Origin of the sequence: Thermithiobacillus plumbiphilus (assembly GCF_038070005.1) — a bacterium.
Classification (GTDB): Bacteria; Pseudomonadota; Gammaproteobacteria; order Acidithiobacillales; family Thermithiobacillaceae; genus JBBPCO01.
The window spans coordinates 1-14,898 of record NZ_JBBPCO010000014.1 but is presented as its reverse complement, the minus strand read 5'-3'; the positions used below and the strand labels follow the sequence as shown (position 1 = coordinate 14,898).

The 14,898-nt window shown below is 61.6% G+C and carries 15 protein-coding genes and 1 pseudogene; 9 read left to right on the top strand and 7 right to left on the bottom strand.

The annotated features are described in order from the left end of the window. The first annotated feature begins 154 nt into the window (after window positions 1–154). Window positions 155–850, top strand: coding sequence for an SDR family oxidoreductase (locus tag WOB96_RS12870; RefSeq protein ID WP_341371701.1), 696 nt, complete (start codon window positions 155–157; stop codon window positions 848–850). 86 nt (window positions 851–936) lie between these two features. After that, window positions 937–1,359, top strand: coding sequence for a DoxX family protein (locus WOB96_RS12865; RefSeq protein WP_341371700.1), 423 nt, complete (start codon window positions 937–939; stop codon window positions 1,357–1,359). Window positions 1,360–1,365: 6 nt separating this feature from the next. On the opposite strand, the gene WOB96_RS12860 is transcribed toward WOB96_RS12865, so the two are convergent. Beyond that, the gene (locus WOB96_RS12860; protein WP_341371699.1) at window positions 1,366–1,749 is read right to left on the bottom strand and encodes a DnaJ family domain-containing protein; all 384 of its coding nucleotides are present in this window, start codon (window positions 1,747–1,749) and stop codon (window positions 1,366–1,368) included. A 119-nt stretch (window positions 1,750–1,868) separates the two neighbouring features. Between WOB96_RS12860 and WOB96_RS12855 the strand changes: the two genes are divergently transcribed. From WOB96_RS12855 to WOB96_RS12840, 4 genes are read left to right on the top strand one after another with little or no spacing between them, the layout of a single operon-like run. Further along, window positions 1,869–3,065 (top strand): class I SAM-dependent rRNA methyltransferase, encoded by a 1,197-nt coding sequence (locus WOB96_RS12855; RefSeq protein ID WP_341371698.1) that lies wholly within the window; start codon window positions 1,869–1,871, stop codon window positions 3,063–3,065. Then, entirely contained in the window at window positions 3,062–4,546 is a 1,485-nt protein-coding gene (locus WOB96_RS12850) for a GGDEF domain-containing protein (RefSeq protein WP_341371697.1), read from the top strand. Before WOB96_RS12855 ends, WOB96_RS12850 begins: the two co-directional genes overlap by 4 nt. Beyond that, entirely contained in the window at window positions 4,536–5,147 is a 612-nt protein-coding gene (locus WOB96_RS12845; RefSeq protein ID WP_479725483.1) for a peptidylprolyl isomerase, read from the top strand. Before WOB96_RS12850 ends, WOB96_RS12845 begins: the two co-directional genes overlap by 11 nt. Window positions 5,148–5,180: 33 nt before the next feature. Then, window positions 5,181–5,969, top strand: coding sequence for a UDP-2,3-diacylglucosamine diphosphatase (locus tag WOB96_RS12840; protein ID WP_341371696.1), 789 nt, complete (start codon window positions 5,181–5,183; stop codon window positions 5,967–5,969). An 86-nt stretch (window positions 5,970–6,055) separates the two neighbouring features. Here the strand turns inward: WOB96_RS12840 and codA are convergent, their stop codons facing one another. From codA to WOB96_RS12825, 3 genes and pseudogenes are all read right to left on the bottom strand, one after another. Beyond that, entirely contained in the window at window positions 6,056–7,291 is a 1,236-nt protein-coding gene (codA, locus tag WOB96_RS12835) for a cytosine deaminase (RefSeq protein ID WP_341371695.1), read from the bottom strand. A 100-nt stretch (window positions 7,292–7,391) separates the two neighbouring features. Next, window positions 7,392–8,246 (bottom strand): potassium channel family protein, encoded by an 855-nt coding sequence (locus WOB96_RS12830; RefSeq protein ID WP_341371694.1) that lies wholly within the window; start codon window positions 8,244–8,246, stop codon window positions 7,392–7,394. Beyond that, a pseudogene (locus WOB96_RS12825) lies at window positions 8,243–9,574 on the bottom strand (MFS transporter); the annotation flags it as partial. The gene WOB96_RS12830 and the pseudogene WOB96_RS12825, both read right to left, overlap by 4 nt. 70 nt (window positions 9,575–9,644) lie before the next feature. Here WOB96_RS12825 and WOB96_RS12820 point away from each other — a divergent pair. The 3 genes from WOB96_RS12820 (at window position 9,645) to vapC (ending at window position 12,251) form a co-directional block, all read left to right on the top strand. After that, entirely contained in the window at window positions 9,645–11,501 is a 1,857-nt protein-coding gene (locus WOB96_RS12820) for an ABC-F family ATP-binding cassette domain-containing protein (protein WP_341371693.1), read from the top strand. A gap of 160 nt (window positions 11,502–11,661) precedes the next feature. Then, entirely contained in the window at window positions 11,662–11,853 is a 192-nt protein-coding gene (locus WOB96_RS12815) for a type II toxin-antitoxin system VapB family antitoxin (RefSeq protein ID WP_341371692.1), read from the top strand. An 8-nt stretch (window positions 11,854–11,861) separates the two neighbouring features. Further along, entirely contained in the window at window positions 11,862–12,251 is a 390-nt protein-coding gene (gene vapC, locus WOB96_RS12810; RefSeq protein ID WP_341371691.1) for a type II toxin-antitoxin system VapC family toxin, read from the top strand. 146 nt (window positions 12,252–12,397) lie between these two features. Here vapC and WOB96_RS12805 read toward each other — a convergent pair whose 3' ends face one another. The 3 genes from WOB96_RS12805 to WOB96_RS12795 form a co-directional block, all read right to left on the bottom strand. Then, window positions 12,398–13,399, bottom strand: coding sequence for an LLM class flavin-dependent oxidoreductase (locus WOB96_RS12805; RefSeq protein WP_341371690.1), 1,002 nt, complete (start codon window positions 13,397–13,399; stop codon window positions 12,398–12,400). A gap of 14 nt (window positions 13,400–13,413) precedes the next feature. After that, window positions 13,414–14,340, bottom strand: coding sequence for an iron-containing redox enzyme family protein (locus WOB96_RS12800; RefSeq protein WP_341371689.1), 927 nt, complete (start codon window positions 14,338–14,340; stop codon window positions 13,414–13,416). A gap of 19 nt (window positions 14,341–14,359) precedes the next feature. Further along, window positions 14,360–14,898 (bottom strand): methyltransferase (locus WOB96_RS12795; RefSeq protein WP_341371688.1); only part of this gene is annotated, 539 nt, incomplete at its 5' end.

Genomic DNA, 14,898 nt, shown 5'->3' with positions numbered 1-14,898 from the left:
ATCTTAGAGCCGGGAACCGCGGTCGGCAATATATCCCGTGTTTATCGGATGAAACATCCGCCGGGGCGAAGTGTCAGCTTATCCATGATGCAGACTTGCGGCTAGGGGGCTGTACCGCCATGCAGATTTTCCACGCATCACAGAGGAGGCGTTCATGAATGCAATTTTGATCACCGGCAGCGACAAGGGACTGGGGCTGGAATTCACCCGACAATATCTGGATGCCGGCTGGCGGGTGCACGCCAGCTGCCGCCGTCCCGACCAGGCCGAGCTCTTGCAGAGCCTGGATCAGACGAATGACCGACTTCAGCTTCATAAGCTGGATGTGACAGATCCCGCCAGCATCAAGGACCTTGCCAATGCTCTGCGCGACGAAACCCTGGATGTCCTGCTCAACAACGCCGGAACGTATGGTGATCAGGAATTTCGCGGCTTTGGCGCCCTGGATTACGAGCGCTGGGAGCACGCCTTCCGGGTAAACACCATGGGGCCGATCCGCGTCTCCGAAGCCCTGCTGCCCCAGGTCAGCCGCAGCAAAAAGCGCCTGATCGTGATGATCTCCACCAAGATGGCGAGCCTCAGCGAGAATACCAGCGGCGGCGCCTATCTCTACCGTTCCAGCAAGGCGGGCCTGAATGCCGCCGCCAAAAGCCTTGCTCTGGATCTGCATGATCAAGGCATCGGCGTGCTGCTGCTGCATCCGGGCTGGGTGCAGACCGACATGGGCGGAGAATCCGCGCCGCTGCCGCCGCAAGCCAGCATTCGCGGCATGCGTGAGATCATCGACCGGTTCACCCTGGCGCAGACGGGACACTTTTTTGCCTATGATGGTCAGGAAATCCCCTGGTGATTCAATTCACAGGGGGCGCTGTCCATCGGACTTCAGGCCTAAAATCGTCTACAGTGATATCAGGGTCTCAAGACTCTGGAGGGGCTATGGAAGCACTGAAATCTTTTGCGCCATTGCTGGGGCGATTCCTGATCGTGGCTGTATTTCTCGTTTCAGGAATGTACAAGCTCGGCAACTTCGAGCAGACAGCAGCCGTGATGGCCAACCAGAACCTGCCCATGGCAGATACTTTGCTTGTTCTGAGCATTTTCATTGAACTCGGCGGCGCGCTGATGATCCTGTTCGGCTGGCATGCGCGCCTCGGGGCATTTGGGCTGTTGCTCTGGTTGATCCCGGTGACGCTGACCTTTCATGCCTTCTGGCAGGTACCGCCTGAGCAGATGCAGATGCAGATGAACGCGTTCATGAAGAATGTTGCCATCATGGGGGCACTCATACTGATCATGCTGCACGGTGCGGGCCGCTTCAGCGTGGATTGCATGGCCCGGCGCATGCGGGCCCAGGCCTGATCCGGATCAGGCCTGGTTGGGCTCGGCAGACACCCGCTGCATCAGCTTTTCGTAGTAGCCCGCCTCTATCTGGAGGCTGACTTCCTGGCGTCTGGTGAGACTCAGGCGGGCGCTGAGGTATTCCAGACGGCGAATCGCCTGCATGCGTTCCTCGCCGGGTCCGAGTTCCCCCAGCATGTCCGCCACGCTGCGGATCTCCTTGTGCAGCTCCAGTTCCGGCGGCAGGCAACCACCATTCTTGAGCACCTTGTAGGCCATGCGCAGTTCGGCGGGCACCATCGACAGATCCTCGATCTGCAGGGGCTTGCCCGCACCCGGCAAATTGTCGAACTCCCCCCGTTGCATGGCTTCCTGAATGCGTTCCTCGGCGATTTTCTGTAAGATGCTCATCCGGATTTTCCTGTGCGACAATCCAGCCACTGCTGCAAATATTCCAACAATACAAGTGGATAAAACGGATTTCGACCCACCACCCGGCCGGAAGTTCCGGCCCCAGAACGGACGACAACATGGCCCTGCCCGCCCTGCGGCTCAAGAAAAATGAAGACAAGCGCCTGCGTCAGGGGCACCTCTGGATCTTCAGCAATGAAGTGGATATCCGACTCACGCCACTGAAGTCCCTGGAGCCCGGCGGCCTTGTCCGGGTACAGGATGCCGCTGGTCACGATATCGGCCTGGCCCTGATCAGTCCGCAGTCTTTGATCTGCGCGCGCCTGATCAGCCGTGACAGCGAGGCAAACATTGATAGCTGGTTCTTCCAGAAGCGCCTGGCGCAGGCCCTGGCCTTGCGTGAGGCCCACTTCCCCACGCCGCATTATCGTCTGGTGCATGGCGAGGGCGACTTCCTGCCGGGCCTGGTGATCGACCGCTATGGGGATCAGCTTGTCATGCAGACCAGTACCTGGGGCATGGAGAAGTCGATCCCCCTGATCGTGGAGGCCCTGGAGCGCCTGCTGCCCGGCAGCGGCATTCTATTGAAGAATACGAGCAGCACCCGGGCCCTGGAAGGCCTGCCGGAGCAGGTGGAAGTCCTGAGCGGCGCGGTTCCCGAGCAACTGGAAGTGGTCGAGAACGGCCTGCGCTTTCGCGTGCCGGCCCGCAGCGGCCAGAAAACCGGCTGGTTTTACGATCACCGCGCCAACCGCGTGCGCCTTCGCGACTGGAGCAAGGACAAGCGCGTGCTGGACATCTTCAGCTATGTCGGCGGCTGGGGCCTGCAGGCGGCGGGCTTTGGCGCCAAGGAACTGGTCAGCATCGACAGTAGCCAGGCGGCACTGGCGCAGCTCAGGGAAAACGCCGGCCTCAACGGTCTGGCGGACCGGGTCGATACGCGCTGCGGTGATGCCTTCACGGTTGTGAAGGACATGCAGGGGCAGGAGCAGTTTGATCTGGTGATCCTCGATCCGCCGGCCTTCATCAAATCCCGCAAGCATCTCAGTGAAGGCGTTCAGGCCTACCGGCGCATCAACCAGATGGCGCTGGCATTGCTCAAGCCTGGCGGGCTGCTGGTGAGCGCATCCTGCTCCCACCACCTGAGCCGCGACATGTTGCTCGAACAGATCAATCGCGGTGCCAGCCAGTCCGACATCCCCCTGCAACTGCTGGCCGAGGGCCATCAGGATCTCGATCATCCGGTGCATCCGGCCATTCCCGAGAGCGCCTACATCAAGGCCCTGTATCTATATCGGGCAATGCGACCCACATGAGCCGCAAGCTGGTCTCCTTGAACGAGCTGATCCGTTCCCAGATGCTGGTCGTGCTCATCGCAGCCCTGCTGGCGGTGGGGCTGAACAGTTTTTTTCTGATGAGAAGCTACAAGGCCGAAGAGTTGCGCAGTCTTGAACTGCAAGGACAGCAACTCGGGTTGGCGATTGCCGCCAGCCTCGATTCCTTTCTGATCGTCACTCGCAGTCTGGCCCAGGATGACCAGATCCGGGCCCTGTTGCGCAGCGACAATGAGCAACGGATCGTCCGGAATCTGGAGACCAGGCTCAGCCACATACCCCGCGCCTGGAATCTGGCGCTGGTCGATGCCGATGGGAAAATCCATGCGCCAGCCGGCCATCCTTTGAGCGAGCAATGCCGGCAGAGCATCCAGCAGCTTCGCCTGACAGGTTCCCCGGCTCGCCTGCCCCTGCATCAATTTCCGGATCCTGTGCGCGGCCATGTGGATACCCTTGAGCCAGTCATGGCCGCCGATGGCAGGTTACTCGGATATGTCTTTGTGAGTTATCGGCTCGCCGCCCTGCAGCAGACCCTGGAGCGCTTTCACACCCAGGATATCGGCATGAGAATCCGCGACAGCCAGGGCAGGCTGGTCCATATGCACGGGGATTCCGGGAATGATGCTGGCTGGCTGGCCAGTAGCTGGCAGAGCATCCCGGGCACGCTGTGGCAGGTGCAGATACAGATCAGACATGTGGATTTCCACCGCTTTCTCATCATCCTGTTCGCCGTCAATGTCCTGCTCGCTGCTGCGGTGCTCGGCTTCTTCCGGCTTATCCAGATCCGGCTGTTGCAGGCGGTACAGGCAGAGATGAACGAGCTGCATGGCACCCTGGCGGCCATCCACCGCGGTCAGACCACCCTGCCGCCCATGCCTGGGCACCTGCTGGAGACCGAGCGTATCTGGAAGAATATTGCCACGCTGGCGAATGATATCGGCGAGCAACGCGCCAGGCTCGAACATCTGACCCTGACCGATCCCCTGACGGGTCTTGCCAACCGCCGTCATCTCGACATGGAACTGAACCGCGCGCTGGCCCTGGCGAGCCGGGGGGTGCAGGCCTGTCTGGCTTTGATCGATCTCGATCACTTCAAGGATCTGAACGATTCCGCCGGACACCTGGCCGGGGATGAGGCGCTGCGGCTCTTTGCCGAGGCCCTGCGTGAACAGGCGCGCACTTCTGATTTCAGCGCCCGGCTGGGAGGCGATGAATTCGTGCTGCTTTGTACGCATAGCGAGATGCGAGCCAATGAGCTCTGGTTGCGGCGCTTTGCCGAAAGCTTCAAGGCCCGCCTGCAACGTCACAATGTGCTGCGCAATTATCCTGTTACACTGAGTATCGGCATCATCACACTGGATCCCCTGCGCGACCGCTCGCCCGCAGACTGCCTGCGGCGTGCGGATGAAGCGCTGTATCAGGCCAAGCAGCAGGGACGCAATAGGGTTGTTTATGGCAACTAGGCTGGGTTATAAAACGCTTTTTCTCGCATTACTCTTGCTGGGCGCGGCCACGGCCGCTCTGGCGCTATCCCACACGCACAAGGAGTCTGCCATGCCCAATCCCCAGGTTGCACTGCATACCAACAAAGGCGATATCGTGCTGGAGCTCGATGAAGCCAAGGCGCCCAAGACAGTGGCGAACTTTCTGGAGTACGTTCGCAGTGGACACTATAACGGCACCATCTTTCACCGGGTGATCAATGGCTTCATGATCCAGGGTGGCGGCTTTGACGAAAACATGCAGCAGAAGGATACCCGGGCCCCGATCGAGAACGAGGCGGACAATGGCCTGAAAAACGACATCGGCACCATTGCGATGGCCCGCACCAATGATCCGCACTCCGCTTCGGCGCAGTTTTTCATCAATGTCGGCAACAATGATTTCCTGAACCACAGTGGCAAGACCCCCCAGGGCTGGGGCTACGCCGTGTTTGGCAAGGTGATCGAGGGCATGGACGTGGTCAATGCCATCAAGGACGTGCCGACCGGCAACAAGGGCTTCCATCAGGACGTGCCCAAGGAAAACGTCGTCATCGAAAGCGCCGAAATCGTCAACCAGTAAGGCCTGCCGGGGCGGCCCGCCGCCCCATCCCTCATGCCCGCCACGAATGCTCCCACGCTGTTCATTTCCGACCTGCATCTGAGTGTCGCCCGTCCGGGCATGATGCAGCTCTTTCTGTATTTTCTGCAGGAAGAGGCACTGCACGCGCGGCATCTCTACATTCTCGGCGACTTTTTCGAGTTCTGGGTGGGGCGTGGCGCGGAACAGGAAGCTGCAAACCGGGACATTCTCAGCGCCCTCAGGCACCTGACCGCTCAGGGCGTGCCGGTGTCCATCATGGGCGGCAATCGCGATTTCATGCTGGATACTTCACTCAGGCAGCTCTGCGGGGCGGACTTTCTCAAGGATCCCACGGTGATCGATTTGCAGGGCAGCCCCTGTCTGCTGACCCATGGGGATCTGCTCTGCACCGATGACCTTGCCTACCAGCGCTTTCGACGCATCATCCAGCACCCCCTGACCCGCCTCACCCTAGGCAATCTGCCCTATGCTTGGCGCACCCGCCTGGCTGGTGGCCTGCGCCAGGCCAGCCAGGATGCCATGCAGCAGAAGACAGCCATGATCATGGACGTCAATCCGGATGCCGTGCTGGCGGCCCTGCGCGGTCAGAGGCCCTACCCGCCCACGCCTGATGGCAGGCCCTATCCGCTGCTGATCCACGGCCATACCCACCGGCCCGGCATTCACGAGATCGTGCTGGACGGCCAGCATTGCCGGCGCATCGTGCTGGGCGACTGGTATGAAACGGGCAGCGTATTGCGAAGCGATGCCAGGGGGATCAGGCTGGAGAATTTCGGCTCAGGAACCGCTGACAACTGCTGACTTCGGGCCCTGACCCTGCACTGATCCAAAATCTGCGCATTCCAGCTGGGTAGCTACCTGTTTGATGCCGGCATTCGCTTCGCGGCTCAGAAATAGTGCAGCGTTTCCGGCTCACGGTGCAGGATGACCCGGCCATGACGCACCGAATATCGCGCCTTCGCCTGGCGGCGCACCACTTCGTAGTCATCCGGCGCGTCCAGCACAATGAGGTTTGCCGGGCGCCCCTCGCCAATGCCGTAGTTGTTACCGAGATTGAGCGCCCGTGCGCTGTTATCGGTGACGAAATCGAGACTGCGTTTGAGATCTTCATAGCCCATCATGTGGCAGATATGCAGCCCGGCATCCAGCACGCGAAGGATGTTGCCGTTGCCGAGCGGATACCACGGATCTATAATGGAATCCTGGCCGAAGCAGACGTTCATTCCGGCGCGATCCAGCTCCGCCACGCGCGTGACACCGCGCCGCTTCGGCCAGGAGTCGAAACGTCCCTGCAGGTGAATACTCTCGGTCGGACAGGAGACAAAGTTAAGACCCGAGCGTTTGAGCAGGCGAAACAGCTTTGAACAGTAGGCGTTATCGTAAGAGCCCATTGCCACGGTGTGGCTCGCCGTGACGCGTGCGCCCATGCCGCGCACCCGTGTCTCTTCCGCCAACACTTCAAGAAAGCGCGACTGGTCGTCGTCGGTTTCATCGCAGTGCACATCCACCAGGCAGCCGGTGCGCTCGGCCAGATCCATCAGGAATTTCACCGAACTGACACCCTGCTCCCGGGTATTTTCAAAATGCGGAATGCCGCCCACCACGTCCGCGCCCATCGCCACCGCCTGTTCCATCAGCGCCCGTCCCTGCGGGTATGACTCGATCCCCTCCTGGGGAAACGCGACGATTTGCAGATCGATCAGATGGCGCGCCTCCTCTTTGACTTCCAGCATCGCCTTAAGCGCCGCAAGTGTCGGGTCCGTCACGTCCACATGGGTGCGCACATGCTGAATGCCGTGGTCACGCAGCATGCCGATCGTGGCGTGGGCTCGGCGCTTGGTGTCTTCATGGGTGATGCTGACCTTGCGCTGGCCCCAGCGCTCGATGCCTTCAAACAGGGTGCCGCTCATGTTCCACTCCGGCTCGCCCGCCGTTAGGCTGGCATCCAGGTGAATGTGCGGCTCCACCAGCGGTGGGATAACCAGGCCGCCCTGCGCGTCCAGGTCTTCACCCGCGGGCGCCTGCATCGAAGCCTGCGGCGCGATGACTTTGATGACACCGTCCTCCAGCACCAGGGTGAACCAGCCTTCGCGGTGGCGTAAACGGGCATTGACGACATTCATAACGGCTCCTTTGTTCGCACCAAACACCTTAACAAAACCTTGGGACAGGGCACCAGGCCATGAGGGCGAAACCGATGCCGTGGGCTCAGGCTGGAAAGATTCAGCCAGATGCTTCCGGTCCGGGCGGCGGCCTGCCTGAAGCGTCATCCTCAACGCCCGCCTTCTGGCTGAGCCGTTGCAGGTCCTCCCGCAAGGCCGCCATTTCCTTGTGCAGATGCAGAATGTCCCGGTGCATCTGATGACGAAGCTGCTGCTCGTCCTCGCCGATGATGAGTGCTACCAGTCCGGCGGAAAACAGCGACAGCAAGGCATAGCCAAGCAACACCATGATGACCGCGAAAAAACGTGAAGCCGGCGTGGTCGGCACGATGTCACCATAGCCAACGGTGGCACCACTGGTGAAGGCCAGCCAGACACCCTGGCCATAGGAATGCACGGTGGGCTCAAGCCAGTAAAAACCGAGTCCCGCAATCCCCAACAGAGAGGCGCTCAGCAGCAGCAGGGTGAGCATGCCGCTAGGTGAGGCGATGCGGCGTATCGAACCGAAAACACGGCTGATCAGCAGCCCGAAAACCAGCAGACGCAAGAGCGGATAAAGTTCCGGTTCCAGCAGGTAGCCTGGCCGAATCAGGGCGACCGTGCCCGTCAGCAGGATGACCAGCAACAGCCAGTTATGCTGTAGATATCGCAGCTTCTGGCGCACCAGTGCCAGCATCACCCCAAGCTCCAGGGCAAAGGCCAGCACGATGAAGATGGAGAATGCGCTTCCCCAGGCCTGATACATGGGACTGCCCGCGGCATCAAAATAGAAGGCCGGCAGAGCCAGCAGGGCTATCAGGGCCATCGGCCAGCGCAGGCGCGCTTCCCAGTGATAGGCACGGGCCCGGTCCTTTGGCGGCACGCCACCCAGTCCGGCCCAACCATGGATCATGCGGTCGGCCTTTCCCTCCTTCACCGAGCTTCCTCGATCTCAGCGCGATAAAGCACAGTTTCACCGCGCGCGATATTCACGCCTGCCAGCAGCAGGAGCCCGATCACAAAGTAGCCCCCGGTAAAAAGCATGGCCTGACGATGATCACCGCCGCTGATCCAGCTCAGAAGCCCGTAGGTCATGGGCCCGAGAATGGAGGACAGGCGCACCGCCAGCCCCCAGAGCCCGAAGAACTCCGCGCGCCGGGCAACAGGGCTCAGGAGCCCCACCAGGGCCCGGCCGATGGACTGGCTGGCGCCAAGACAAAGCCCCGCGACATTGGCCGCCAGCCAGAAGCGGGGCGCATCGGTGGCGGTATAGGCCAAGCCGATCATCAGCAGCCAGCCGAGCAACACCAGCACCAGGGTGGGTTTGTGGCCCAGCCGGTCCTGCACATAGCCCAGCCCAAAGGCACCGATGGCGGCGGTGACATTGACCACCAGGATCAACTGGATGGTCTGGGCGGTATCAAAGTGCATGGCCTGCTGGGCGTAGATGGCAGCCAGCGCGATGACGGCCTGGATGCCTGCCGAGTAGAACACCACGCTCAGGAGAAAGCGGAACAGATCCTGATACTGGCGCGCATGATAGAGTGTCTGTCGCAGGCGCCCAAACGCCGTCTGCCAGATGCCCGCCGGATGCGGCTGGGGCAATGCCCGCTCGCGCAAAAATAGAAAGGTCGGCAGGCTGGCCAGAGCGAAGGTGAAGGCCGTGATCAGCATGGTCACGGGCACGAAATCCTGGGCCGGCGCGCCCTGCCCCTGGGCATACTGCACATAGGCCAGACACAACCCGAGCGTGAGCAGGCCACCCAGATAGCCGAGGCTCCAGCCCCAACCCGACACCCTGCCGAGCGACTCACTGCGCGCCAGTTCCGGCAGGAAGGCCGCCACCAGGCTCTCGCCAAAGTTGAAAGCGACACTTGAGAGCAGGAGCAGCAGCCCACCCCAGAGCACATCTCCCGGCCCCACCGTGTAAAGCAGCGCGGTAAAGAGCACGCAGCCAATGGTGCTCCAGGCCAGCAGCCGCCTCTTGGCGGCATGGGCATCGGCATAGGCGCCGAGCAGGGGCGACAGCAGCATGCTCGATGCATTGCCAAGCGCCAGGGCCGTAGTCCAGGCCAGCGTCCCCCAGTCCGCCCCGCGCGCCACGACGCCCACGAAATAGGCATTGAAGATGGCGGTGATGACCACCGTGGTATAACCGGAGTTGGCAAAATCATACATGGCCCAGCCGAATACCTCACGGCGGGCGACATCCTCAGCCAGACGTTTACGCATGTTTTTCCTTGGTTCCGAGGCGGCGGTATTAGTTTGGGATCCGGGCCTTTCGCGCTAAAATGATAGATCACCTTCCGCCCGGACGCATCCGCTCCAATCCGCCATGCTCAGCATTCAGAATCTATCCTATCACGCAGGTCCCCGCGAAATTCTTTCCAAGGCCTCTTTGCAGGTCTTTCATGGGCAGCGGGTGGGCCTCGTCGGGCGCAACGGCGGCGGCAAGTCCACCCTGCTGGCCCTGATTCGGGGCGAGCTCCAGCCCGATGGCGGCGACATCCACCTGCAGGCTGGGGTGAGCATCGCCAGCGTCGCCCAGGAAATCGACAACGCCGACCGGCCGGCGATCGAATTCGTGCTCGATGGCGATACGGAACTGCGCGAGCTGGAGGCCGTCCTTGCCAGTAACCAGCACGATGAGCGCTACTTTGCCGCCCAGAGCCGCTTCGAGGCCATTGATGGCTTCGGCGCAAAGGCGCGGGCCGCGCAGTTGCTCGCCGGGCTCGGCTTCGCCGCCGACAGCATCGACCGGCTGGTCAACAGCTTCAGCGGCGGCTGGCGGATGCGGCTCAATCTCGCGCGCGCGCTGATGCGCCGGGCTGACCTGCTGCTGCTCGACGAGCCCACCAATCACTTGGATCTCGAAGCCATCCTCTGGCTGGAACAGTATCTGGCGCGCTATCCCGGCGCCATCATCCTGGTGTCGCACGACCGCGATTTCCTCAATGCCGTGGTCGATCGCATTGCCTATCTCGAAGATGGCGCGATCACGCTCTACACCGGCAGCTATGATGATTTCGAGGCGCAACGCGCCGCTAGGATCGAGCAGCAGAACGCCCAGCATGCCCAGCAGGAGCGGCGCATTGCTCATCTCGAAGAATTTGTGAATCGCTTTCGCGCCAAGGCCACCAAGGCCCGCCAGGCCCAGAGCCGCCTCAAGCAGCTCGAACGCATCGAGCGCATCGCCAGGGTGCAGGTCAGCGCCGGCTACAGCCTGGAAATCCCAAGCCCCGAGCAGCCGCCGCAAACTCTTCTGAATCTGGAGCAGGCGAGCTTTGGCTACGGCACTGGACCGCTGCTCTTCCAGCGCCTGAGCCTGACCCTGCGCCCCGGCGATCGAGTGGGTTTGCTCGGCCCCAATGGCGCCGGCAAGTCCACCCTGATCAAGCTGCTGACCGGGGCGCTGCGGCCCACGACCGGCCAGTGCCAGATCACGCCTGGCGTGCGCATCGGCTATTTCGCCCAGCATCAACTGGAAGAACTCGATCCCGATGCCACGCCGATGGAACACCTGCAAAGACTCGACCCGCGCGCCGAGACCCAGACCCTGCGCAATTACCTGGGGCGCTATGGGTTTGGCAGCCAGGAAATGGACCGGCCGGTGCGCGGCTTCTCGGGTGGCGAGAAAAGCCGGCTGGCGCTGGCTGGAATTGCCTGGCGCAAACCGCATCTGCTGTTGCTCGACGAGCCCACCAATCACCTCGATCTCGATATGCGCGATGCGCTGCTGATTGCTCTGCAGGAATATGCCGGTGCCGTGCTGCTGGTCTCGCACGACCGCTATCTTTTGAATACCTGCGTGGACCAGTTCTTTCTGGTGGCCGATGGCGAGGCGCGCGTCTTCGACGGCGATCTCGACGATTACCGCCAATGGCTCAATACCCGGCAGGCGCGGACGAATGCTGCCGTCAAGGCGGAAAAGCCAAAGCCCGCGCCGAATCCCGGCAAGCGCCAGAAGGCCTTGCGCCAGAAGCAGGAAAGGATCGAAACCCAGATGAATACGCTGGAAGCGCAGCTCGCCAGGCTCGATAGCGAGCTGGCGGACCCGGCGCTGTATCAGGCAGATGCGCTGGATCGCGTGCAGGCGCTCAATGCCGAGCGCGAAGCGCTACAGGCACGCTTTCAGGTATTGGAAGAAGAATGGCTGGGGCTTGAGATGGAACTGGAGGAGTGCGCTGGCTGATCAGGACGCCGGGTCTGGTTCGAGATTACGCGCCATGCTCCTTAACCTGCCTTCCCCCGCCAGGTTCAGGGCAACAACTGAGCCAGGCCGCGCGCTTTTGACGCCCTGGTCATATACACATACATGGCCTATCATGTACACACCACTCTTGGGAGGCACCATGCGTACCAACATCGTAATCGATGACAACCTGATGAACGAGGCCCTCAAACTCACCGGGGCCAAGACGAAGAAAGAGGCAGTGGAACTTGGTTTGCGCACTCTCGTGCAGTTCAGGCGACAAGAGCAGATCAAGCGCTACAAGGGCAAGCTCAAGTGGGAAGGTGATCTGGATCAGATGAGAACCTCATAGTGGTCCTGGTGGATAGCAGCGTCTGGATCGACTACTTCAACGGCCGCGACACGCCTACCACCAGCAAGCTTGATGCGCTTCTCTCCTCGACCATAGTGGCAGTGGGCGATCTCATTCTCGCCGAAGTGCTGCAAGGTTTCCGTAGCGACACCGATTACAACACCGCCCGGAGCCTGCTCCTTGAACTCGAATTTCATGCGCTCGGTGGCTTGGATATGGGGCTGAAGGCTGCCGGCCATTTCCGCACTCTCCGGAAGCAGGGCATTACCGTACGCAAGACAGTGGACTGCTTTATTGCCAGTTACTGCATCGAACATGAACTTCCATTACTCTACAGCGACCGCGATTTCGACCCCTTCACAAAATATCTCGGATTGCAGGCCGCTTTGCCTTTATAGGACGAAACACTCCAAGCGGATGCAGCGGAGAACGCAATAGGCAATTTCCGCTTGAACGTCGGCTGGCCGGTGCTCGTCATGAACGAAAGTAAGAATTTACAGAAAGCCTGCGAGGAAGCAAGGAATTGGCCTCATCGCTGACTGACTCAGGACGCCTTAAGGCCCGCCAGGATCTCGAAGGCACGCAGGCGATGGGCCTGCTCATAAAGGTCGCAGGTGAAGATCAGCTCGTCGGCCTGGGTGTTGGCCAGCAGGCGTTCCAGGCCGGTGCGGATGGTTTCCGGGCCGCCGATCATGGCCAACTCCAGGAAGCTTTTCACCGCCTCCTTCTCCGGGGCCCGCCACAAGGCCTCCATATCCCGCACCGGCGGGCGCAGCACCAGGCTCTCGCCACGCAGCAGGGCCAGCACGCGCTGATAGACCGTGGTCGCCAGAAATTCGGCTTCCTCATCCGTAGGGGCGGCCATCAGCGGCACGCCGAGCATCACATAGGGTTTTTCCAGTTCGGCAGATGGGCGAAACTGCTCGCGGTAGATGGCAATCGCTTCATGCATGAAGCGCGGCGCGAAATGCGAGGCGAAGGCATAGGGCAGCCCCTTGGCCGCTGCGAGTTGCGCGCTGAAGAGGCTCGATCCGAGCAGCCAGATCGGGACATTCGTCCCGGCGCCCGGCGTGGCGACCACCCCCTGCCCCTTTCTGCGCGGCCCGAGCAGGACCTCCAGTTCCTCAATGTCAGCGGGGAATTCATGGGCGCTGCCCAAGCGATCGCGGCGCAGGGCGCGGGCAGTGAATTGGTCAGCACCCGGCGCCCGGCCAAGCCCAAGTTCGATGCGCCCGGGATAGAGCGAGGCCAGGGTGCCGAACTGCTCGGCAATGACCAAAGGCGCGTGATTGGGCAGCATGACGCCACCCGAGCCAAGCCGGATCGAATGAGTGCCCGCGGCCAGATAGCCAATCAGCACGGCCGTGGCGGAACTGGCGATGCCGTCCATGTTGTGGTGCTCGGCCACCCAGAAGCGTTGAAAACCCAGCCCTTCGGCAAGCTGGGCCAGTTCCAGGGAGCTGCGCAGGGCCTCGGCGGCGCCCCCGGTGTCGCGTACCGGCGCCAGATCCAGTATGGAAAAGGGCGTATCTTTCAGAGTAGGCATCAATGCTTATCTTTTCAATGCAGGGAATTGCGGCGCTCGCCCCAGAGTTCGGCGCGATAGCGTTCGAAGCAGCGTGCGCCGCAACTCAGCCGCAGCAGGGCGCCTTCGGCGATGGGCCTGGCCGTGCACGGATTCTGCTCGACCAGGGGGCGGATGACCTCGCGGTTCCAGGCCTTGGAGTGCTCGATGTCGAGCCCGGCGTGCAGTTGAAAGTACTGGCGGGCCAGCGCGGGCACGCCGAGGCGCTTGAGCCCTTCATTGACTTGGGATACCCGACCGGGCGCGGTCATCTCGATGGCCCCCAGTGCTCCGATGGCCTGATAGGCATAGCGCCGGTTACTGGCCAGGGCCGCCATCATGTTCGCAAGCGCCAGGGATTCCCAGACGGTCTCATCGATGCGTGCCCGCACCCCAAGATGCTGACCGATGCGCTCGAGCATGGGGCCATGCATGCCAGGTTCCTTGCCCCGGCCCATCTCGTCCCAGTAATTGCGCGCCATTTCCAGCTTGGGCTGGGCGGGCAGCCTGACCTGAGCCAGCGCCACCAAGTCATCGAACCCCGCCTCGCCGCCAATCTCCTGGCTGACGAACCAGCGCATCGCCTCCATGCTGGCACGCGTGGCGAGCCAGGGAAACAGCGCATCATTCTGCCCCGGCCCGGTATCGCGCAGACCCTCGAACCAGTCCATGAAGGCATCGGCGTCCTCGGGTACCGCGGCAATCTGCTCGGCCAGATCTGCGCGGGCGGCTTCGACCATCTCACCTTCCAGCTCGCGCATTTCGAGTTCTTCCGCCAGATCAGTACGCCAATCCTCATCGATGAAGCCCGGGCGGAAGCGCTTTTCATTGAAGTGCGCCAGGCGCTGTTGCAGTTCCGCCGATGAAAGCGAGGCGAACCGCGGCCGGCGGGAGGGATATAGCGATTGTGAGGTAGTGCTCATCAGCAAACTCCTTGTTCGATCAGCCATGTCGCGATCCCGGTTTCTGGACGACGAGAGACACCACTGCTATACGTTCGACCTGCGCGTATGCGGGATGTTCAAGCTCCTCGCCAAAGACATCGGGATCCATCTCGCCGTATTCGTAACATATTCCAGGCTGCTGCAGCATCGGGAGAATGTCCCGTAGGAAGATGTCCTCGCCGGCGACGATCACCGTGCCGGTATAAAGGATCAGCATGCCACCGGGCGCGAGGCGCTCCAGCGATTCCCTGACGATGCGCACCGACAGGTCACAGCCATGGCTGCCGCCGCCATCGCGATACAGCCTGGCCTGCGGGTCCACGAGATAAGGCGGATTGGCGAGAACGAGATCGACCGGGTCCGGCACCGAGCGCAGGACATCACTGTTTTCACAAACGACGCCGGCCTGCCCGGCGAGCGCGGCATTGACCTGGGCATAGAGCAGGGCCTGCGGATTGATGTCGGCGAGCGTCAATTGCGGAGTAATTGCACCGGCGAGCAGGTTCAGGGCGACCAGCCCGCCAGCCCCGCTGCCGC